The organism is Burkholderia ambifaria AMMD, assembly GCF_000203915.1.
GTDB classification, from domain to species: Bacteria; Pseudomonadota; Gammaproteobacteria; order Burkholderiales; family Burkholderiaceae; genus Burkholderia; species Burkholderia ambifaria.
On record NC_008391.1, the window covers coordinates 1,562,370 to 1,581,422 of the forward strand.

Below are 19,053 nucleotides of genomic sequence, written 5' to 3' on the forward strand. Positions count from 1 at the left end.
ACACGAACCGGCATGAACTGAACGCGCGATCAGCCGCCCGCGAAATCGAGCAGGATCTTGCAGCTTTCCGCGGGATTGTGCTCGGCCATCTCGAACGCCTGCGCGACGTCGCGAAAGCCGACCTTGTGCGTGACGATGTGCTCGGGCTGGATCAGCCCGCGCGCAATCCAGTCGATCACCTGCGGGAACATCGCGCAGTTGAGCCGCGATGCGGCGAGCGTCAGCTCCTTCTTCGTCAGCTCGGCCTGCACGATCGCCGACGGCTCCGACGAAAACCCGAGCACGCCGATCCGGCCGGCCGGCGCGGCGATCGTCACGGCCTCCTCGAGAATCGACGGATGGCAGACCGCATCGAAGATCAGCGTCGGGCCGCCGTCGACGCCGCGCTTGGCCAGCGCGTCGGGCAGCGACTCGACGCTCGTGTTGATGATTTCGTCCTCCGCCGCGCCGCACTTGCGCGCGAGCTGCAGCCGCGCGTCGAGCCGGTCGGTGATGAACGCGCGAATGCCGTACACGCGCTTGAGCACCTGCAGGATCGTCAGCCCGACGGTGCCGGCGCCGTAGATCAGCGCGACATCGCCCGGCAGCACGCCGGTGCGCGACGTCGCGTTCGCGGCCACCGCGAACGGCTCGACGATCGCCGCGCAGGTGTCGGCGATCGCGTCCGGAATCCGGTACGCGTTGCCGGCCGGCACGCACGTGTACTGGCTGAAGCCGCCGTCACGATGCACGCCGAGCACGCTCAGATGCCGGCACACGTTGCGCCGGCCGATCGTGCACGCGTGGCAATGCCCGCAGCTGATCACCGGATCGACCGCGACGGTCTCGCCGAGCCGCGCGGCATCGACGCCCGCGCCGACCGATTCGATCGTGCCGACGAATTCATGGCCGATGATGCGCGGGTACGACACGAACGGATTCTTGCCGTGAAAGATGTGCAGGTCCGACCCGCAGATGCCCGCATAGCGCACCTTCACGCGCACCTCGCCGGCGGCGGGCGCGGGCAGCGGCACTTCACGCACGCTCATGCTGTTCGGACGATCGACAACGACGCTCAACATTTCGGTTCTCTCCTTCGGATCTTCGCGGCTCACCAGTTCCACATCGAGCCGTCGCGCAGCCGCGCGACCGGCAGGTACGCGCGCTCGTACGGATATTTCGCGGCCAGCGTCTCGTCGATGTCGACGCCGAGGCCCGGCACGTCGTCCATCACGAGATAGCCGTCCTCGAAGCGGTAGTTGTGCGGAAACACTTCGTCGGTCAGCGCGCTGTGCGGCATCAGCTCCTGGATGCCGAAGTTCGGCGCCCACAGCCCGAAGTTCACGGCCGCCGCCATGCAGACGGGCGACAGGTCCGTCGCGCCGTGGAAGCCGGTGCGCACCTGGTACATCGCCGCGTAATCGGCGATGCGCCGCACGTGCGTGATGCCGCCCGCGTGCACGATCGTCGCGCGGATGTAGTCGATCAGCTGGTCGCGGATCAGGTCCTTGCAATCCCAGATCGAGTTGAACACTTCGCCCACCGCGAGCGGCGTCGTCGTGTGCTGGCGGATCAGGCGGAATGCGTCCTGGTTCTCCGCCGGCGTCGCGTCCTCGAGCCAGAACAGCCGGTGCGGCTCGAGGTCACGGCCAAGCCGCGCGGCCTCGATCGGCGTGAGCCGGTGATGCGCGTCGTGCAGCAGGTGCGGCGCGTCGCCGACCGCGTCGCGCACCTTGCGGAACAGCTCCGGCGTGTGGCGCAGGTAGAGCGCGGTGTCCCACGGCTCCTCGGGCGGCAGCCCCTTCTCGGCCGGCTCGTACGCGCCGGCCGTCTTGCCGACGCCGTACACCTTGTCGAGCCCCGGCACGCCCGACTGCACGCGGATCGCGCGATAGCCGGCCTCGATGTGCGCATGCACCGCGTCGATCGCTTCCTCGTGATCGCGCCCGTTCGCGTGGCCGTACACCATCAGGCCGTCGCGGCTCCTGCCGCCGAGCAGCCGGTAGACGGGCATGCCCGCGAGCTTGCCCAGGATGTCCCACAGCGCCATGTCGATCGCGGCGATCGCCGTCATCGTCACGGGCCCGCGCCGCCAGTACGCGCCGCGATACAGGTATTGCCAGATGTCCTCGATGTTGCGCGGGTCGCGGCCGACGAGGCACGGGAACACGTGGTCTTCCAGGTACACGCGCACCGCGAGCTCGCGCCCGTTGAGCGTCGCGTCGCCGAGGCCGTGGACGCCCTCGTCGGTCACGATCTTCACCGTCACGAAGTTCCGGCCCGGACACGTGACGATGGTCTGCAAGCGTTCGATTTTCACTGCGCTCCTCCAGCGGGCGATTCAGATGTCAGTCGACAAAGTAATGGGGCGCGCGGCTGCGCACGTCCGGCAAGTGCGAGCCGATCCGGTCGACGTGTGCCGCGACCGACGCGCCGAGCAGCGCCATGTTGCGCGACGCGATATGCGCGAGGATCTGTTCGTGTTCCTGCAGCGCGCGGCGCGCGTGATCCTCGACGCGATCGAGCAGCAGCCAGCGCACGCGGTCGAACTGGCGCTTCATCGGCTGCAGCATTTCCCATACGTGCGGCCGGCCCGCGAACGCGAACATCCGCCCGTGCATCGCCTCGTCGAGATCGAAGAATGCTTCGACATCGCCGGCGGCCACCGCGTCACGCTGCGCGTCGATGATCCGCGACAGCTCCGCGAGTTGCGCCGGCGTGATCTTCTGCGCGAGCTCGACGTGGTTCGCGCATTCGAGCGTGCTGCGCGCGAAGCGCCCTTCCTCGAGGATCGACACCGGAATCGGCGCGACCAGCGTGCCGACCTTGCGGATGATCTGCACGAGCCGCTCGTCGGCGAGCTGCGCGAACGCCTCGCGCACCGGCGTGCGGCTGACCTTGATCGTCGTGGAGATCACCGCCTCCGACAGCGCGGTGCGCGGCGGCAGCGCGCCGCGCACGATTGCGTGGCGCAGCAGCGCATGAACCTGCTCCGTATATGACCGGCTCTCGTCCAGCGAGAACCCCTGCAACGCCGTGACGACGACGTCACCTTCCTCCAGTACTGCCACTGCCGCTTCGCTCATGGTGCGATTGATCCGCCTCGATATCGATAACTACCATGGTACAGAACCGGTCGAATTCAGGCGATCTAGCGTTTACACCGATAACTTCGCGGGAAAACTCGAAATAACCTGCACGCATTCGAGCATCTACCATGGTACGCACCCCCACTGATCACCATGTCATCCACCCCCGATTTCCTGCGCACCGCGCCGCCCGGCACGCGCCGCCCCCGTTATGACCGGCGGGCGCTCCGCACCGGCATCGTCCATCTCGGCCTCGGCGCGTTCCATCGCGCGCACCAGGCGCTGCATACGGAAACGGTGCTGGAACAGGGCGATCTCCGCTGGGGGATCGTCGGCGTCGAGCTGCGCCGGCGCCATACCGTCGACCTGCTCGCCGCGCAGGATCACCTGTACTCGGTGACCGAACGCGACGGCCACGGCGCACGCACGCGCATCGTCGGCGCGGTGCACGGCGCGCTGTTCGCGCCCGAATCGCTGCCCGCGCTACTGGCGCTGATCGCCGATCCGGCTGTGTCGATCGTGAGCCTGACCGTGACCGAGAAAGGCTATTGCCGACGCCCCGGCGGCGATCTCGATGCCGACGATCCCGCGATTCGCCAGGATCTCGCGACGCCCGACGCGCCGCGCACCGCGCTCGGCGTGATCGCGGCCGGCATGCGCCGGCGGCCGGCGCATGCGCCGCTGACCGTCGTGTGCTGCGACAACATGACGTCGAACGGCGACACGCTGCGCGCGCTGCTGATCGACTATGCGGAACGCATCGACGGCGCGCTCGCGCGGCGCATCCGCGACGACGTCGCGTTCCCGAACAGCATGGTCGACCGGATCGTGCCGGCCGCGACGCCCGAATCGCTCGACTGGGCGCATGCGCATCTCGGCGCGCGCGACGCGGCCGCGATCGTCTGCGAGCCGTTCTCGCAATGGGTGATCGAGGATCGCTTCGCCGGCCCGCGCCCGCGCTGGGAAGACGCCGGCGCGCACCTCGTCGGCGACGTGCGTCCCTACGAAACGATGAAGCTGCGGTTGCTGAACGGTTCGCATTCGGCGATCGCGTATGCGGGGCAGTTGCGCGTCCGCGCGACCGTGTCCGACGCGATGGCCGATCCGGCGATCGCGGCGCTCGTCGACGGCGTGATGACGCGCGACCTGCTCGCGACCGTCGACGTGCCGTCCGGTTACGACGCGCATGGCTATTGCGTGACGCTCGTGCAGCGCTTCCGCAATCCGACGCTCGCGCATCGCACCGAACAGATCGCGATGGACGGCACGCAGAAGGTGCCGCTGCGCTGGCTGCCGGCGCTCGCGGAAAGCGCGGCGGCCGGTATCGAGCGTCCGTATCTGGAACGCGCGCTCGCGCTGTGGCTGCACTACGTCGCCACCGCGCGCGACGAGTCGGGCCGGTCGCTCGCGATCAACGATCCGGGCGCGGCCGCGCTCGGCGCGACGCTCGCGGCGGCCGGCGATGCAACCGGTGCGGTTCGCGCAGCGCTCGGCAGCAGCGCGCTCACCGGCTCGACCGTGTGGCCCGATGCGTTGATCGCGCGTGTCGGCGCGCATCTGTCGACGCTGCGCACGCACGGCACCGACGCGCTGCTCGCGCCGTTGCACGCACGCTGAACGAACGCGCGTCACGGTTCGCCGCGATCGAAGCGAACCGCGCAACACCCCTGCCCGCCGACGGCGATACCGACGCGGCGAACGATCGACATGACATGACATGACGGCCGGCCCACCGGCACGAAGGAGACAGACAATGAAGCAGAAGTCGCAGGCGTGGTTCACGGTGTTCCTGCTGTTCCTGGTGTACGGGATCAACTATCTCGACCGCGTCGCACTATCGATCGTCGCGCCGATCGTGCAGACCGATCTCGGCATCGACGCCGCACAGATGGGCCTCGTGTTCAGCACGTTCTTCATCGGCTACGCGCTGTTCAATTTCATCGGCGGGCTCGCGTCCGACCGGCTCGGGCCGAAGCTCGTGTACGTGCTGTCGGTCGGACTGTGGTCGGTGTTCTGCGGGATGACGGCGCTCACCGTCGGCTTCGTGAGCCTGCTGATCGTGCGGCTGCTGTTCGGCATGGCCGAAGGGCCGCTGTGCTCGGCCGCGAACAAGATGGTCAACAACTGGCTGCCGCGCGACGGCGCCGCGACCGCGATGGGCCTGCTCAGCGCCGGCTCGCCGCTCGGCGGCGCGATCGCCGGGCCGATCGTCGGCCTGCTGGCCGCGCAGTTCGGCTGGCGGCCGGCCTTCTGGATCGTATGCGCGATCGGGCTCGCGTGGGTCGTCGTGTGGATGATGTCGACGTCGGACCGTCCGGCCGCGCCGGTCGGCGAGGCATCGGACGCGCGTGCTGCGACGCGTGCGGCATCGCCCGCCCACGCGCCCACGACGGCCGCCGCAACGCCGGCGCACACGCTGTCGCACTACGTGCGCCAGCCGCGCATCATCGCGACGGCCGCCGCGTTCTTCAGCTACAACTACGTGCTGTTCTTTTTCCTGAGCTGGTTCCCGAGCTACCTCGTGCGTGCGCACCATCTGAACATCAAGGAGATGAGCGTCGCCACCGTCGTGCCCTGGCTCGTCGGCACGGTCGGCCTCGCGTGCGGCGGCGCGATTTCGGATGCGCTGTACCGGCTCACCGGCAACCTGCTGCTGTCGCGCCGGATCGTGCTCGTCACCTGCCTGCTCGGCGCGGGTGCGTGCGTGGCCGTCGCGGGCGCCGTGCAGTCGACGCAAGGCGCCGTCGCACTGATGTCGGTGTCGCTGTTCTTCCTGTATGTGACGGGTGCGATCTACTGGGCGATCGTGCAGGACGTCGTGCATCCGGCCCGCGTGGGCGGCGTCAGCGGCTTCCTGCATTGCATGGGCAGCCTGTCGGGCGTGATCGGGCCCGCCGTGACCGGCTTCATCGTCGAGCGCAGCGGCTCGTTCGCGTCCGCGTTCGTGCTGGCCGGCGCGATCGCGCTCGCGGGCGCGGTGCTGGCCGGCGTGTTCGTGCGCAACGCGCGACCGTCGAACGTGCTGCGCGAACGCACCGTGCACTGACTTTCCACGGCTGACGAAGGCCGCGCGGCGCCGCATGAACCGGCGCCGCGCGGCCTTGTCGTTTGCGTCAATCATCGGTCCCTCGAATATCTCCCATCCGATATCGCGATTTCCGGTATCGATCGCGCGCCCCTAGACTGGCTACGCGATGGCGACGCATCGCCGGCAGCACGGCGATGCGGCACGCCCCCCACAACAACGACATGGGAGAGTTCGATGTCCGACCGGCATGCGCGCCGCGGCGCGCTCAAGACACTCGGCCTCGCGGCCGGCACCGCGCTGCTCGGCGCAGCGCGCGTCGCCCAGGCGGCCACACCCGAAACCGGCGCGCTGCTGGCCGGCGGCGCGACGCACCTCGCCGAGCTCACCCGCCGCCTCGCAGCCACGCCGAGACGGCGCGACTTCAAGACGGTGCCGATGATCGTCGAGCGCCCCGATCAATGGGATCGCGCGGCGCTCATGGAAGTGATCGGCTATCGCGGCGGCCCGAAGCAGGTATGGGACAACACCGAGCTCGGCGGCCCGTGGCTGAACCTGATGCGCAATGCGCTGAACGCGCAGATCTGGGGGTTCGGTCATCCGGACTTCCTCGTCGTGTCGGCCACGCACGGCGCCGCGCATCTCGCACTGTTCGATCAGTTCGCGTGGGACAAATACGGCCTCGCTAAATTCGCGGGCGCCGCGTTTCCAACCAACACGCTGCTCGCCGCGAAACTCGCACAGTCGAAAGACGCGCACAACCACGAACTGGCCGACGGCGCATTCTCGTCGCACGACAACAGCATCGCCGCGCTCGAGCAGCGCGGCGTCGTGTTCCTGTCATGCCACAACGCGATCTGGGAACTCGCCGAACGGCTCGACCGCGCGAGCGCGAATCCGGACAAGCTGCCGCTCGACGCCCTCGCCGCCGACCTGACCAACCATGTGATTCCGTCGGCGATCGTCACGCCGGGCGCGGTCGGCACGCTGCCCGAACTGCAGCTCGCCGGTTTCACCTACGCGAAATGAGGCGCGCCATGACATCGATCCGCACGCGCGCTCCGTTGCAACGCCGGTGGCGCATGACACTGCATGCTGCGCTGGCCGCGCTCTGCTGCACGTCGGCGCTGTCGCTCGCCGCACCGGCCGCCCCTTCCGCCAGCATCTTTCCGCCGTGGCAGGATGGCCGCAACAACGACGCGACGAACCGCGGCCTCGAATTCACGGTGCCGCAGGTCGACGTGCTCGCCGATTTCCATGGCGACCTCACCGCGCCGAAGCTCGTCCTGTACGTCGGCGGCAATTACTTCTTCGCGATGGCGCCGCTCGTCGCGAAGTTCGAGGCCGATCATCCCGAATACCGCGGCCGCATCTACTGGGAAACGATCCCGCCCGGCTTGCTCGTGAAGCAGATTCACGCGGGCGGCACGATCACCGTGGGCAACATGACGTGGACGGTCAAGCCCGATGCGTATTTCGCGGGGCTCGGCAAGATCGACGAGCTGATCGCGGACGGCACGCTCGAAGGGCCGGCCGTGCCGTACGTGACGAACCAGCTGACGATCATGGTGCGCGCCGGCAACCCGAAGCACATCGCGTCGCTGAACGATCTCGCGCGGCCCGACGTGCAGCTCGCGATGCCGAACCCGGCATTCGAAGGCGTCGCGCGGCAGATTCGCGCGTCGCTCGTGAAGGCCGGCGGCGATGCGCTCGCGCGCACCGTCTACGACGACAAGGTGCGCGCCGGCACGACCGAACTCACGCACATCCATCATCGGGAAACCGCGCTGTTCCTGATGCAGGGCCGCGCGGACGCCGGCGTGCTGTGGCAGTCGGAAGCGGCGTTCCAGGAACAGGTCGGGCATCCGCTGATGCACATCGACATTCCACCCGAGCACAATACGACGGCGATCTATGCGGGCGCGATGGTGAAGCACGCGCCGCATCCGGAAGCCGCGCGTGCATGGCTGGCGTTCATCCGGTCGCCGGACGCATTCCGGATTTTCGCGCGCTACGGCTTCGGGCAATACGACGCGACGGCGCCGACGCCGCATCTCGCGCCGCCTGTCGCGCCACGGCAAGACCGGCCCGACGCGAGCTAAGTACGCGAGCGCACGCGCAACAAGACAGACAACAAGGAGGGGACACGTGAACGATTCGGTCGACCTACCGCGGCGCCGGTTCGCGCCGCTGCTGCTCGCCGCGGCCGCGCTGCTGGCCGGCCACGCCCGCGCGGACGACATCGCGCTCGGCAAGACGATCGCCACCCAGGGCACGACGACGGGCGTGACCGCCTGCATCGGCTGTCACGGTGCACTGGGCGAAGGCAACGCGGCCGCCGGCTTCCCGCGTCTCGCCGGCACGAACGCCGGCTACCTGTCCGTGCAACTCGCCGCGTTCGCGGACGGCAGCCGTCAGAACCCGGTCATGCAGCCGCTCGCGAAACAGCTGTCGCCGCACGAGCGCGATGCGGTGTCCGCGTATTTCGCGAGCCTGCCCGCGCCGCCGGCCGTCACGGCGTCCAACGCCACGTCGATCGATCCGGCCAACACCGGCGCATGGCTCGCGACGCGTGGACGCTGGTCGCAGGGCCTGCCCGCCTGCGCGCAATGCCACGGCGCGGGCGGCCTCGGCGTGGGCGCCGCGTTTCCGCCGCTCGCCGGCCAGCCGGCCGCGTATCTCGCGGGCCAGCTGCACGGCTGGAAGCACGGCGCGCGCGCACCCGGCCCGATGGCGCTGATGCCGATGATCGCCGGCAAGCTGTCCGACGCCGACATCGACGCGGTGGCCGCCTACTATGCGCGCGGCGGCGCCGCCAACGGAGAAAAACAATGATCGACCGCACGAAGCTGATCCGCGGCGCGCTGGTGGGCGCGGCCTGGCTGCCCGCGCTCGCCTGCGCGGCCGCGCCGCAGGAAGTACCGGCCGCCGCATCCGCCATCGCGGCGGCACCGCTTCCAGCCGCGGCGGCGAAGCCGTTCACGCCACCGCCCGAATCCGCGATCCCTGCCGACGACTTCGGCAAGACCGTGAAGCTCGGCGAGCAGATCTTCCTGCACACACCCGAGTACGCGGGCAAGTACGTCGGCAACAAGCTTACTTGCGCGAGCTGCCACCTCGACGCGGGCCGCCGGCCCGATGCGGGCCCGATGTGGGCCGCGTACCTGCTGTACCCGGCCTACCGCAGCAAGAACGGCCACGTGAACACGTTCGCCGAACGTCTGCAGGGATGCTTTCGCTACAGCATGAACGGCAAGGCGCCGCCGGCTGGCGACCCGATCCTCGTTGCGCTCGAAACCTATTCGTACTGGCTCGCGAAGGGCGCGCCGGTCGGCACGAGGCTGCCCGGCCAGGGTTTTCCGAAACTGCCGCCGCCCGCGCAAAAGGCCGACTACGCGCGCGGCGCCGCCGTCTACACGCAGCACTGCGCGCTGTGTCACGGCGCGGACGGCCAGGGACGATCGAGCGGCGACAAGCCGGTCTTTCCGGCGCTGTGGGGCGCGCGCTCGTTCAACTGGGGGGCGGGGATGGGCGACATCCGCAACGCGGCCGGCTTCGTGAAGGCCAATATGCCGCTCGGGCTCGGCGGCACGCTGACCGATCAGCAAGCGTGGGACGTCGCGACCTTCATGGACAGCCACGAGCGCCCGCAGGACCCGCGCTTCACCGGCTCCGTGCAGGCCACGCGCGCGAAATTCCATGACACGCCCGACTCGATGTACGGGCGCGACGTGAACGGCCACGTGCTCGGCGCGCCGTGACGTGCGCGCGCCGCGGCCTGCGTGATCACGGACGCCAACGATACACGACGACGCTCGACCCGTTGTAGTTGTCCTTCGTGATCACGTATTCGCCGGTCGAGCGCCGGTACGCGCGGATGCCGTACATCGAGTCGACGTCGTTGCCGACGTCCATCGCGGACGTGTTCGAGTTCGTCAGCGTCGTGACGAGACTGCCGGTGTTCAGGTCGAACACGTCGACGTTCGGCACCGTGTGCACGTAGCCGACGAACAGGTAGTGGCCGGCCGCCGCCATCGATTTCGGGTTCGCGCTCGTCAGGTCGATCGCCACGTTCGGCGTGGTCGTGTTGCCGGCCTTCCAGCCGCGATAGACCTCGATGTGCCCGTTCATCGCGGTCCAGTCCCAGCTGCCCGAGAGGCCTTGCGCGAGGATCATCGTGTCGCTGTCGGCTTGGTAGATGATCCGCGTGAGCGGCAGCACCGTGCGCGGAATCTGGATCTGCACCGGCGTGCCCCAGGTCGGCTTGCCGGTCGCGTCGAAGCCCGTCATCGGATAGTGCGAGATGTTGTTGGTGCGATCGAGCCCGGCCCATACGTCGCCGTTGTCGTCGAGCGAGAAACCGGCCGTCACCTGCAGGGTCGTGTTGAACGGCTTGCCGGGGATCGAGCCGTCCGGAATCGCGATATAGCCGCTCGCGCTGTTGAAGTGATAGATGTTGTAGTTGCCCGGGTTCTGCCCGGTCGCGACGAGCATCCGGGTGCCCTTCACCAGCGCGAGCTGGCCGAAATGCTGGCCGCGCTGGTAGTCCTTCATGTCGAGACGCGGGTCCTTCGGATAGGTGAACGGATCGATCGTGTTCGCGACGAACGTGCCGCCCGCCGTACCGGTATAGACGTTGTTGCCACTGTAGAAGAACGCGCCGTCGGTCGCCGGGTCGGGCGCGGCGGCGCCCTCGAAGTTCAGCGCCTGCAGCTTCCATTGCAGCACGCCCGTGGGGCTGTACGAATGGAGGTCGGTGCTGCCGTTGCGCCCGAGATCCCAGCCGCCGCCCCACGCGTTGTTCAGCACGTACAGGTTGCCGGCCGCGTCCTTGCCGATGCCCGCGACGCGCGTGAAGCGCTTGTCGCCGACCTGCCCCTTGATGCCCGACGTCGTGTCGAGATAGCCGCCCAGCACGCCGAACGTACCGATCTGCAAGGGCAGGCCGGCGAGCGTGTAGACCTTGATGTTCATGTCGGGCCCTTCGTCGCCCACCAGCATCTGTCCGCTTGGCGCATCGAAATACAGCGACGCGGGCCGCGCGCGTGCCGCCATCTGGATCGTGTTCATCGCCGTGCCGGTCGGGCTGAACTGCGCGACGATACCCGCGCTCTTGCGCGCGACCCACAGGTTGCCCCCCGCGTCGAGTGCGAGCGCGCCGGGCCCCGATACGCTGATGTCGCGCTGCCACACGCCGTCCGTCGTATACACACGCACGCGGTTGCCGTAGAAGTCGCTCACGTACAGCAGGTTGCCGGTCGTCGCGAGGCCGGTGATCACGTCCGCGTACTGGATGCCCGTCCACGTGCTGACCGGGATGCGCAAGTCGCGCTGGTTCGTGCTGCGGTTGTAGCGGCCGACCGAGCCGCTGCCGAACGTGCGGTTGTAGCCGAGCGCGACGAACAGCGAGTTCGCGTTGCCGGTGATCGCGCCGCCCTGGAATTCGTCGTGGATGCCGATCGTGCCGAGCGTCTGCCCGTTCTGGTAGATCGCGACGCCGCCGGCGTTCTCGTCCCAGCGCGACGCCGTATAGATCACGCCTTCGGGCGCGACCCACAACGAGCGTGCGCCGTTGCCAACGTGCGCGGCCAGCGTGCCGAACGTGTTTGCGACCCAGTCCGTCGTGTATTGCGCCTGTGCGTGACTGACCGGCGCCAGCACGGCCATGCACAATCCAAGCAATGCCGCGCGAATTTGTTTCGATAACATGAACGATGCTCCCGGACGATCACTACTCGATACTCTAGTTCGGCGCGTATGAAATATTGGTGATTTCTGCAAAAATCCGGTCATTTCCACCACGAGTTGCTTATTACGTTTTTTACCCGGGATCGCCCCGCGGTTCCCCGCCCGATAGCGCTGTGGCGACTCATCATCACCGGCATTTTGTTCCGAATTTCACGCAACATATGCGTCATTTTTTCTGATACACGCGCATTGCATTTCCATTGCCGGCAAATCGACTCATGATTACAAATCGAAATTAAAATGAAAGAGAAAAAATATTATTCGGCTGCATGCCGCATTGCCGGGAAATCGTGAAGAAGTGAAATAAGGCGGGACGCGGCGGACTGCGGACTGCGGTTGCCGATGAAGATGGAGAGAGGGAGACGAAGATGTGCCGCCCGCGCGTGCGAAGCGTGACGCGGGTCGCGTTGAAGGAAGCAGGCCGTACACGGGCCCGGCGCACAACCGGCGGCCCGCATCGCGCGCGGACCGCCGGTCCCGCGGGTGCCGTCAGAACTTCTGACGCAGGCCGAGGCTGACGATTGCCTGCGATCGCGAATCGGACGAGTGGCCGTTCGCCTTGTCCGACGCCGCCGCGGTCGCGGCCACCGGCCGGCCGAGTGCGTCGAGCGTCGTGCCGGACGCACGCTGGTACGCGCCGAGCAGGTACACGCTGGTGCGCTTCGACAGGTCGTAGACCGCGCCGAGCGTGACGTTGTGATACTGCGCGCGGTCGTCGATGCCGTCGACGTCGCTGCCGCGCGTGTAGCTGTAGCCGACGAACAGCTGGGTCTGCGGCTGTACGTTCCAGCGCGTGAACACGCCCGCGACGTTGAACGTCGCATGACCGCTGAACAGCGACTGCGCGCCGCTGCGGTACTGAATGTTGCTGTAGTTCACGCCGACGACGGCCGGGCCGAAGTTGTACGTCGCGCCGGTTGCGATCACCTGCTGCGACTGCGCGCTCGCATAGCCTTCGTTGATCGACGAGTTGAACAGCCCATCATCGGTGCTCTGCCATTTGCCGGCCGTCGGATCGGTCGCGCCCGTCTTGCTGTTGTCCGAGCGCTCGTAGCCGACGCCCACGCGCAGCGGCCCTGCCGCGTATGCGGCGCCGACGCTCCACGTGTTGCGCTGCTTCATGCTGCCCGGCTGGCTGCCGAAGCCGTACAGCGCGCCGAACGTGAAGCCCGCGTAGTTCGCGCTCGTGTACTTGATCGAGCTGTCGACGCGCGCGGTCTGGTCGAGATCGTCGATGTCGCCCGGGTGCGCGCCGAACCCGCCGATGAACGACGACGGAGCCACTGGGCTCACGAAGTCGTTGAGCGACGTGTACTGGCGGCCGAGCGTGACCGTGCCGTAGCGGGTGCTGCCGACGCCGACGAACGCCTGGCGGCCGAACTGGCGGCCGCCCTGGCCCGACGTGCCGTTGGTCACGTCGAAACCGTTCTCGAGCACGAACAGCGCGCGCATTCCGCCGCCGAGATCCTCGGAACCCTTGATGCCCCAGCGGCTGCCCGACAGGTTGCCGGTGGTCAGGCCGACTTCCGAATGCCCGGTGTAGGCGCCCGGCGAGCCGACCCGTTCGTTGCTGCGATAGGTCACGCCCGCGTCGACGATGCCGTACAGCGTGACGGAGCTTTGCGCGGATGCGACGCCCGCGAGCGAGAGCAGCAGCGGTGCTGCGATCAGTTGCTTGTTCATGGTTTTTAGCGTCTCCGGGTGGTCTACCCGTTGTTCTATGCGAGTAACGCGTGCGGCCGGCGAGATACGCCTGCATGCGAGGCCGACGGCGTTCGCACGCGGGAACGCGCGCGTGCGATACGCGCGCGGCACGTCGCGGCGAGCATGCCCGCCGTGGCCGCCATGGTAGTTGGAACCGGTTTCGCCCGATAGCGCAATAACGAAAACAGCTTCTTGCCGAGATCGAGATAATTGGTTGCGCGGCGGTCATTGCCTGTACAGCACCGGCCGGCACGCCCGATAATCGAGCGCGCACCTGCCACCGGGAGTCTTCGTCATGCATGAAACGACCCTGCTGATCTTCGCCGCCGTCGCGTTCGTCGGGATCGCGACGCCTGGCCCGACCGTGCTGCTCGCGCTGACTAACGGCTCGCGCTACGGCGTGCGCCGCGCGGCCTACGGCTTCGCCGGCGCGATGCTGTCCGACTTCGTGCTGATCGTCGCGGTCGCGCTCGGCCTCGGCGCGCTGCTGATGGCGTCGGCGTTCTGGTTCTCGGTGGTGAAGTGGCTCGGCGCCGCCTATCTCGCGTACGTCGGAATCCGGCTGCTCACGTCGAAGGGCTCGCTCGACGTCGCCGTTGCGCACGGCGGCGCGGCGAGCGAACGCAACGCGTCGATCTTCGCGAAGAGCTTCCTGACCGCGGTGACGAACCCGAAGGGCTATCTGTTCTTTTCCGCGTTCCTGCCGCAGTTCCTCGATCCGTCCGCGGCGCTCGCGCCGCAATACCTCGCGCTCGCGCTCACGTTCGCGCTGCTCGACGGCGCGGTGATGTTCGGCTACGCGCTGCTCGGCGCACGTGCGGTGCGGCTGCTGAAGCGCTCGGGCGCGCTGTGGCTCGAACGCACGTGCGGCGCAATGCTGCTCGCGCTGGCCGGTTCGCTTGCGCTGTATCGGCGTCATGCCGCGTGAGCGCGCCACCATGCACGCCGCCTCGTTCGCCACGGGTACGCGATGAAAATCGACGCACCCCCCCGCTCCGGCTTCCCCGGCCTGTCGCTCCGGCAACTCGACCGCACGGATCTCGACGCGTGGTACGCGTACCTGTCGAATCCCGAGGTCATCCGCCACACGAGCTGGAACCTGCATTCGCGCGACGATCTGCTGCCGCTGTTCGACGGCATCGATTCGGCCCAACCGGATTCGATCCGCCGGCTCGCGATCGTCGATGATGTGTCGGGCGCGCTCGCCGGCACGGTCGGGCTGCATACGGTGTCCACCGCGAACCGCTCGGCCGAGATCGCGTACGACCTCGCGCCGCCGCACTGGGGGCGCGGCATCGCGAGCACGGTGTGCGCGAGCGTCACGGCGTGGGCGTTCGCCGAAGGCGGCTTCATGCGCATCCAGGGTGTCGTGCTGACCAGCAACGCCGGCTCCGCGCGGGTGCTGCAGAAATGCGGCTACCGGTACGAGGGATTGCTGCGCGCCTACCGGATGGTGCGTGGCGTGCCGGGCGATTTCGCGATGTACGCGCGCATCGCGACGGACTGACGCGCCGGCCGACCGATGGCCGACGCTCGATGGGCAGGCCCACTCGCCGCCGGCGCGATTGGACGCGCCACGCCGAATTGGCGACAATCGCCGCTCCCCGCTCGACTTCTTCGCCATGAAAATCGCCGCGCTGTCCGACATCCACGGCAACTTAGCCGCGCTCGACGCGGTGCTCGACGACGTGCGCCGCCGTGGCGCCGACCTGATCGTCAACCTCGGCGACATCGTGTCGGGCGCGCTCCATCCGGCCGAAACGGCCGATCGCCTGATCGCGCTCGACCTGCCGACCATCAAGGGCAATCACGAACGGCAACTGCTGAGCGGCGATCGCGAAACGATGGGGCTGTCCGATCGCTGGGCGCACGACACGCTGCGCGACGACCATCGCGCGTGGATCGCCGCATTGCCCGCACGCCTGACGCTCGACGACGACGTGCTGATGGTGCATGGCACGCCCGCCAGCGACCTCGTCTATTTCCTCGAAACGGTGACGCCCGACGGCTGCCGCGCGGCGACGCCCGATGAAATCGCGCGGCGCGCGGGCGACGAGCCGGCATCGTTGATCCTGTGCGGCCATACGCATGTCCCGCGGATCGCGAAGCTCGACGACGGCCGGCTGATCGTCAATCCGGGCAGCGTCGGGCTGCAGGCGTACACGGACGATCAACCGCATCCGCACCGGATCGAAACGGGCTCGCCGCATGCGCGCTACGCGATGGTGTCGCGTACACCGGCCGGCTGGCAGGCCGAATTCCACGCGGTTGAATACGACTGGCACACGGCCGCCGACACCGCGGCAGCGCGCGGTCGCGACGACTGGACCGTCGCGCTGCGCACCGGCCGGTGCTGACGGATCGTCGCCGTTCCATCCCGCTCCGTTCACCGGCAAACCGATCCGCCGTGCGCGCTGCGTCAGGCAGCACCGCGTTCTGGCCACCGCTCGCGAGCCGTCCCGCGCATCCGGTGGCGCGACGGATCGTCGGCTGTCCGGGCTTCGGCGACACGCCGCGCGATCCGGCCGTCGACACGCATTTGCAGCGCGTGTGACGCCGCCCGCCTCAACACGACGCCCGCGACGCTCCAGACGGGCATCGCATCACCCAGCATTCGCCAGCGTCAGCCGCGCCTCAAGCCCGCCGCCATCCGTCCGGTTGCTCAACGTGAGCGTGCCGCCCATCGCGAGCGCAAGCTGCCGCGCGATCGCGAGACCGAGCCCCGTGCCGCCCGTCTCGCGATTGCGCGACGTCTCCACGCGCCGGAACGGTTCGAACACCGCGTCGAGCTGATCGTCCGGAATGCCGGGCCCGCGATCGCGCACCGCAATGACCGCGCCGCCGCCCGACGCCGCCTGCACGTCGATCTCGGCGGCGCCAGCAAACTTCAGCGCGTTGTCGACGAGGTTGCCGACGATCCGGCGCAGCGCCTTCGGTCGCGTGACGAGCGCGAGCGGGCCGCCGCTGTGCAGCGCGACGTCCTGCCCCGCATCCGTGTAGTCGCACACGATGCTGTCGAGCAGCGCATCGAGATCGATGCGGCGCGCGGCTTCATCCGTGCCGTGCAGCGTGCGCGCATAGGCGACGCCCTCCTTCACCAGATGCTCCATCTCGATCAGGTCCTGGCGTAGTTTCGCCCCCTGCGCGTCGTCGTCCATCACGTCGACGCGCAATCGCATGCGCGTGATCGGCGTCTGCAGGTCGTGCGAGATCGACGCGAGGATCTGCATGCGTTCGGCCATGTACTGCGCGATGCGGTCCTGCATCGCGTTGAACGCCCGCGCGGCACGCGCGACCTCGGACGGCCCGCTCTCGTTCAGGCGTTCGCCCTTCAGGTCGGGGCCGAGCGCGTCGGCCGCCCGCGCGAGCTGGTTCAGCGGCCGCGTCGCGAGCCGCACCGCGAGCCAGCAGCACGCGGCCAGCACCGCGAGCTGCAGCGCGAGCACCACCGGCAGCCAGCCCGACAGCGGCACCGTCGACATCGGGTGGATGTCGATCGTCAGCGGCGAGCCGTCGGTCAGGCGCAGATGCACCTGCAGATGCTCGCGATCGCCGGGAATCGCGTTCGCGGTCAGCGGGTAGTCGCCGCCGATGCCGTCCGAGATCGACCGCTCGACGCGCGCCGACAGCCGCGCCTCGGACGGCGTACCCGTCTCGCCAGGCCCGAGGATGAACGCGTAGCTGCGCCGCGCGAGCCGCGGCAGCCACGCGGCGCGCTCGGCGGCCGGCAGGTGGTCGAGCAGCGCGACCGAGCTCGCGACCTCGCGCTCGATGTAGCCCATCATCAGGTTGGTGGTCGCCTGGTCGCGCTCCGTCATCGTGAGCCAGAACGACAGCGTCTGCGCGAGCGCGAGGCCCACGCACAGGATCAGCGCGAGCCGCGCGAACAGCGAGCGCGGCCAGTGCCGCAGGGTGCGCGCGCTCATGCGTCGCCTTCGACCGTGGTCACCGCCGACGAGAACACGTAGCCCTCGTTGCGCAGCGTCTTGATGTAGCGCGGCTCGCGCGCGCCGTCGCGCAGCCGCTGGCGCAGCCGGCTCACGAGCAGGTCGATCGACCGGTCGAACGGATCGGACTGGCGGCCCTGCGTGAGGTTGAGCAACTGGTCGCGCGTGAGCACGCGCTGCGGATTGTCGAGGAATACGCGCAGCAGCCGGTATTCGGCGCCGCTCAGCGCGACCAGCGTGCCTTCGGCGTCGAGCAGGTGACGCCCCGTCGTGTCGAGCCGCCATTCGCCGAACGCGAGCATCTCGGCCGTCTCAGTCACCTGCATGCCGGGCGGCAGCATGCGCGCGCGGCGCAGCACCGAGCGGATCCGCGCCAGCAGCTCGCGCACCGCGAACGGCTTCGCGAGATAGTCGTCGGCGCCCATCTCGAGGCCGATGATGCGGTCGGTTTCCTCGCCGCGCGCGGTCAGCATCAGCACCGGCACCGTCCGGAACTTGCCGGCGCGCAGATCGCGGCACAACGTGAGGCCGTCCTCGCCGGGCAGCATCAGATCGAGCACGATCAGGTCGGGCGCGCCGTCCTCGAGCACGTTGCGCATCTCGCGGCCGTTCGCGGCGAGCGACACGCGCATGCCGTTCTTCTCGAGGTAGTCGGCGATCAGTTCGCGGATCGCGCGATCGTCGTCGACGATCAGTACGTGGTCGATCTTGTCCATGAGTCAGGGTCGGGGTCGTGAGATTGCGGCTGGCGATGTCCGCCTTTATACCGCACCGCGGGCACGCATTTGTATCCCAATGTATCGCGCCGCCGCGACGACACACAACATTGCACGCACGCGGCTCGCCGGACACATCGCAGATACGTCGGCGCGGCCCAATGAGGGCTGTCGAAACCAGTCCGGCCGACGCGATCGCGCGGCGGCCGGCCGAACCGGAGAACCGCCATGCTGCCCAGACTCAAGACTGCCGCCCTCGTGATCGCGCTCGCCGCCACGGCCGGGATCGCCGCGTTCGCCGGCACCCGCGACGACGCGGGCATGACGGCCTCGCTCGCCGGCACGCCGGCGCCCGACTTCACCGGCATCGAGCGCTGGCAGAACAGCCCGCCGCTCAAGCTCGCGCAGCTGCGCGGCAAGGTCGTGCTGGTCGATTTCTGGACCTACTCGTGCATCAACTGCATTCATACGATTCCGTACGTGAACGACTGGTACCGGAAGTATCGCGACCAGGGGCTGGTCGTGGTCGGCGTGCATACGCCCGAGTATCCGTTCGAACGCGATCCGAAGAACGTCGCCGATGCGCTCAAGCGCTTCGACATCCAGTATCCGGTCGCGCAGGACAACCGCTACGACACGTGGCGCGCGTACGGCAACCAGTACTGGCCCGCGCTGTACCTGATCGACGCGAACGGGAAGATCGTCTATACGCGCTATGGCGAGGGCGGGTACGACAAGACGGAGGCAGCGATTCGCGAGGCGCTGGTGCAGGCGCAGGCCCAGGCGGGCGAAGGCACGAAGGGCGCGATGCGTACGCAGTAACGGGCGCGGGCCGGGGCGGCAGG

General features: G+C 68.5%; 18 protein-coding genes. 11 read left to right on the forward strand and 7 right to left on the reverse strand.

Translation table 11 applies throughout. The features are described from left to right. Positions 1-29: 29 nt before the first annotated feature. From BAMB_RS23010 to BAMB_RS23020, 3 genes are read right to left on the reverse strand one after another with little or no spacing between them, the layout of a single operon-like run. Positions 30-1,061, reverse strand: coding sequence for a Zn-dependent oxidoreductase (locus BAMB_RS23010; protein WP_011659561.1), 1,032 nt, complete (start codon positions 1,059-1,061; stop codon positions 30-32). 29 nt (positions 1,062-1,090) lie between these two features. Continuing rightward, a complete protein-coding gene (gene manD, locus BAMB_RS23015; RefSeq protein ID WP_011659562.1) occupies positions 1,091-2,299 on the reverse strand; it encodes a D-mannonate dehydratase ManD in 1,209 nt (402 codons plus the stop codon). Between the two features lie 28 nt (positions 2,300-2,327). Then, entirely contained in the window at positions 2,328-3,065 is a 738-nt protein-coding gene (locus BAMB_RS23020) for a GntR family transcriptional regulator (protein WP_011659563.1), read from the reverse strand. Positions 3,066-3,221: 156 nt separating this feature from the next. Between BAMB_RS23020 and BAMB_RS23025 the strand changes: the two genes are divergently transcribed. The 6 genes from BAMB_RS23025 to BAMB_RS23050 all read left to right on the forward strand — a co-directional run bounded on the left by BAMB_RS23025 (position 3,222) and on the right by BAMB_RS23050 (position 9,854). Then, positions 3,222-4,685 (forward strand): mannitol dehydrogenase family protein, encoded by a 1,464-nt coding sequence (locus BAMB_RS23025; protein ID WP_011659564.1) that lies wholly within the window; start codon positions 3,222-3,224, stop codon positions 4,683-4,685. A 136-nt stretch (positions 4,686-4,821) separates the two neighbouring features. Next, positions 4,822-6,114 (forward strand): MFS transporter, encoded by a 1,293-nt coding sequence (locus BAMB_RS23030; protein ID WP_011659565.1) that lies wholly within the window; start codon positions 4,822-4,824, stop codon positions 6,112-6,114. 216 nt (positions 6,115-6,330) lie between these two features. Beyond that, a complete protein-coding gene (gene tetH / locus BAMB_RS23035) occupies positions 6,331-7,122 on the forward strand; it encodes a thiosulfate dehydrogenase (RefSeq protein ID WP_011659566.1) in 792 nt (263 codons plus the stop codon). 8 nt (positions 7,123-7,130) lie between these two features. Beyond that, the gene (locus BAMB_RS23040) at positions 7,131-8,195 is read left to right on the forward strand and encodes a molybdate ABC transporter substrate-binding protein (RefSeq protein WP_011659567.1); all 1,065 of its coding nucleotides are present in this window, start codon (positions 7,131-7,133) and stop codon (positions 8,193-8,195) included. 46 nt (positions 8,196-8,241) lie between these two features. After that, entirely contained in the window at positions 8,242-8,928 is a 687-nt protein-coding gene (locus BAMB_RS23045) for a c-type cytochrome (RefSeq protein WP_011659568.1), read from the forward strand. Beyond that, positions 8,925-9,854: a c-type cytochrome gene (locus BAMB_RS23050; RefSeq protein ID WP_011659569.1), complete on the forward strand. Its 930-nt coding sequence runs from the start codon at positions 8,925-8,927 to the stop codon at positions 9,852-9,854. The genes BAMB_RS23045 and BAMB_RS23050 overlap by 4 nt, the downstream gene beginning before the upstream one ends. Before the next feature lie 25 nt (positions 9,855-9,879). Here the strand turns inward: BAMB_RS23050 and BAMB_RS23055 are convergent, their stop codons facing one another. Both BAMB_RS23055 and BAMB_RS23060 read right to left on the reverse strand, forming a co-directional pair. Next, entirely contained in the window at positions 9,880-11,802 is a 1,923-nt protein-coding gene (locus BAMB_RS23055; protein WP_011659570.1) for an SMP-30/gluconolactonase/LRE family protein, read from the reverse strand. A 528-nt stretch (positions 11,803-12,330) separates the two neighbouring features. Next, complete coding sequence (locus BAMB_RS23060) at positions 12,331-13,524, reverse strand: porin (protein WP_011659571.1); 1,194 nt, start codon at positions 13,522-13,524, stop codon at positions 12,331-12,333. Positions 13,525-13,840: 316 nt separating this feature from the next. Here BAMB_RS23060 and BAMB_RS23065 point away from each other — a divergent pair, with 316 nt between their 5' ends. From BAMB_RS23065 to BAMB_RS34295, 4 genes are all read left to right on the forward strand, one after another. Next, positions 13,841-14,473: a LysE family translocator gene (locus tag BAMB_RS23065; protein ID WP_011659573.1), complete on the forward strand. Its 633-nt coding sequence runs from the start codon at positions 13,841-13,843 to the stop codon at positions 14,471-14,473. 42 nt (positions 14,474-14,515) lie between these two features. Further along, a complete protein-coding gene (locus tag BAMB_RS23070) occupies positions 14,516-15,052 on the forward strand; it encodes a GNAT family N-acetyltransferase (protein WP_011659574.1) in 537 nt (178 codons plus the stop codon). Positions 15,053-15,167: 115 nt separating this feature from the next. After that, entirely contained in the window at positions 15,168-15,902 is a 735-nt protein-coding gene (locus tag BAMB_RS23075) for a metallophosphoesterase family protein (protein WP_011659575.1), read from the forward strand. 50 nt (positions 15,903-15,952) lie between these two features. Beyond that, the gene (locus BAMB_RS34295) at positions 15,953-16,099 is read left to right on the forward strand and encodes a hypothetical protein (RefSeq protein WP_227739320.1); all 147 of its coding nucleotides are present in this window, start codon (positions 15,953-15,955) and stop codon (positions 16,097-16,099) included. 49 nt (positions 16,100-16,148) lie between these two features. Here the strand turns inward: BAMB_RS34295 and BAMB_RS23080 are convergent, their stop codons facing one another. Then, entirely contained in the window at positions 16,149-17,471 is a 1,323-nt protein-coding gene (locus tag BAMB_RS23080; protein ID WP_011659576.1) for an ATP-binding protein, read from the reverse strand. Then, complete coding sequence (locus BAMB_RS23085) at positions 17,468-18,208, reverse strand: response regulator (protein ID WP_006750896.1); 741 nt, start codon at positions 18,206-18,208, stop codon at positions 17,468-17,470. Before BAMB_RS23085 ends, BAMB_RS23080 begins: the two co-directional genes overlap by 4 nt. 228 nt (positions 18,209-18,436) lie before the next feature. Here BAMB_RS23085 and BAMB_RS23090 point away from each other — a divergent pair, with 228 nt between their 5' ends. Next, positions 18,437-19,030, forward strand: a complete 594-nt coding sequence (locus tag BAMB_RS23090) for a thioredoxin family protein (RefSeq protein WP_011659577.1) — start codon at positions 18,437-18,439, stop codon at positions 19,028-19,030. The last annotated feature ends 23 nt before the right edge of the window (positions 19,031-19,053 follow it).

Bases quoted from the DNA above. Each gene is read 5' to 3' on its own strand.
- BAMB_RS23010 (WP_011659561.1), bottom strand. From the start codon at position 1,061: ATGTTGAGCGTCGTTGTCGATCGTCCGAACAGCATGAGCGTGCGTGAA.
- BAMB_RS23020 (WP_011659563.1), bottom strand. From the start codon at position 3,065: ATGAGCGAAGCGGCAGTGGCAGTACTGGAGGAAGGTGACGTCGTCGTC.
- BAMB_RS23025 (WP_011659564.1), top strand. From the start codon at position 3,222: ATGTCATCCACCCCCGATTTCCTGCGCACCGCGCCGCCCGGCACGCGC.
- BAMB_RS23030 (WP_011659565.1), top strand. From the start codon at position 4,822: ATGAAGCAGAAGTCGCAGGCGTGGTTCACGGTGTTCCTGCTGTTCCTG.
- tetH (WP_011659566.1), top strand. From the start codon at position 6,331: ATGTCCGACCGGCATGCGCGCCGCGGCGCGCTCAAGACACTCGGCCTC.
- BAMB_RS23040 (WP_011659567.1), top strand. From the start codon at position 7,131: ATGACATCGATCCGCACGCGCGCTCCGTTGCAACGCCGGTGGCGCATG.
- BAMB_RS23050 (WP_011659569.1), top strand. From the start codon at position 8,925: ATGATCGACCGCACGAAGCTGATCCGCGGCGCGCTGGTGGGCGCGGCC.
- BAMB_RS23055 (WP_011659570.1), bottom strand. From the start codon at position 11,802: ATGTTATCGAAACAAATTCGCGCGGCATTGCTTGGATTGTGCATGGCC.
- BAMB_RS23060 (WP_011659571.1), bottom strand. From the start codon at position 13,524: ATGAACAAGCAACTGATCGCAGCACCGCTGCTGCTCTCGCTCGCGGGC.
- BAMB_RS23065 (WP_011659573.1), top strand. From the start codon at position 13,841: ATGCATGAAACGACCCTGCTGATCTTCGCCGCCGTCGCGTTCGTCGGG.
- BAMB_RS23070 (WP_011659574.1), top strand. From the start codon at position 14,516: ATGAAAATCGACGCACCCCCCCGCTCCGGCTTCCCCGGCCTGTCGCTC.
- BAMB_RS23075 (WP_011659575.1), top strand. From the start codon at position 15,168: ATGAAAATCGCCGCGCTGTCCGACATCCACGGCAACTTAGCCGCGCTC.
- BAMB_RS23080 (WP_011659576.1), bottom strand. From the start codon at position 17,471: ATGAGCGCGCGCACCCTGCGGCACTGGCCGCGCTCGCTGTTCGCGCGG.
- BAMB_RS23085 (WP_006750896.1), bottom strand. From the start codon at position 18,208: ATGGACAAGATCGACCACGTACTGATCGTCGACGACGATCGCGCGATC.
- BAMB_RS23090 (WP_011659577.1), top strand. From the start codon at position 18,437: ATGCTGCCCAGACTCAAGACTGCCGCCCTCGTGATCGCGCTCGCCGCC.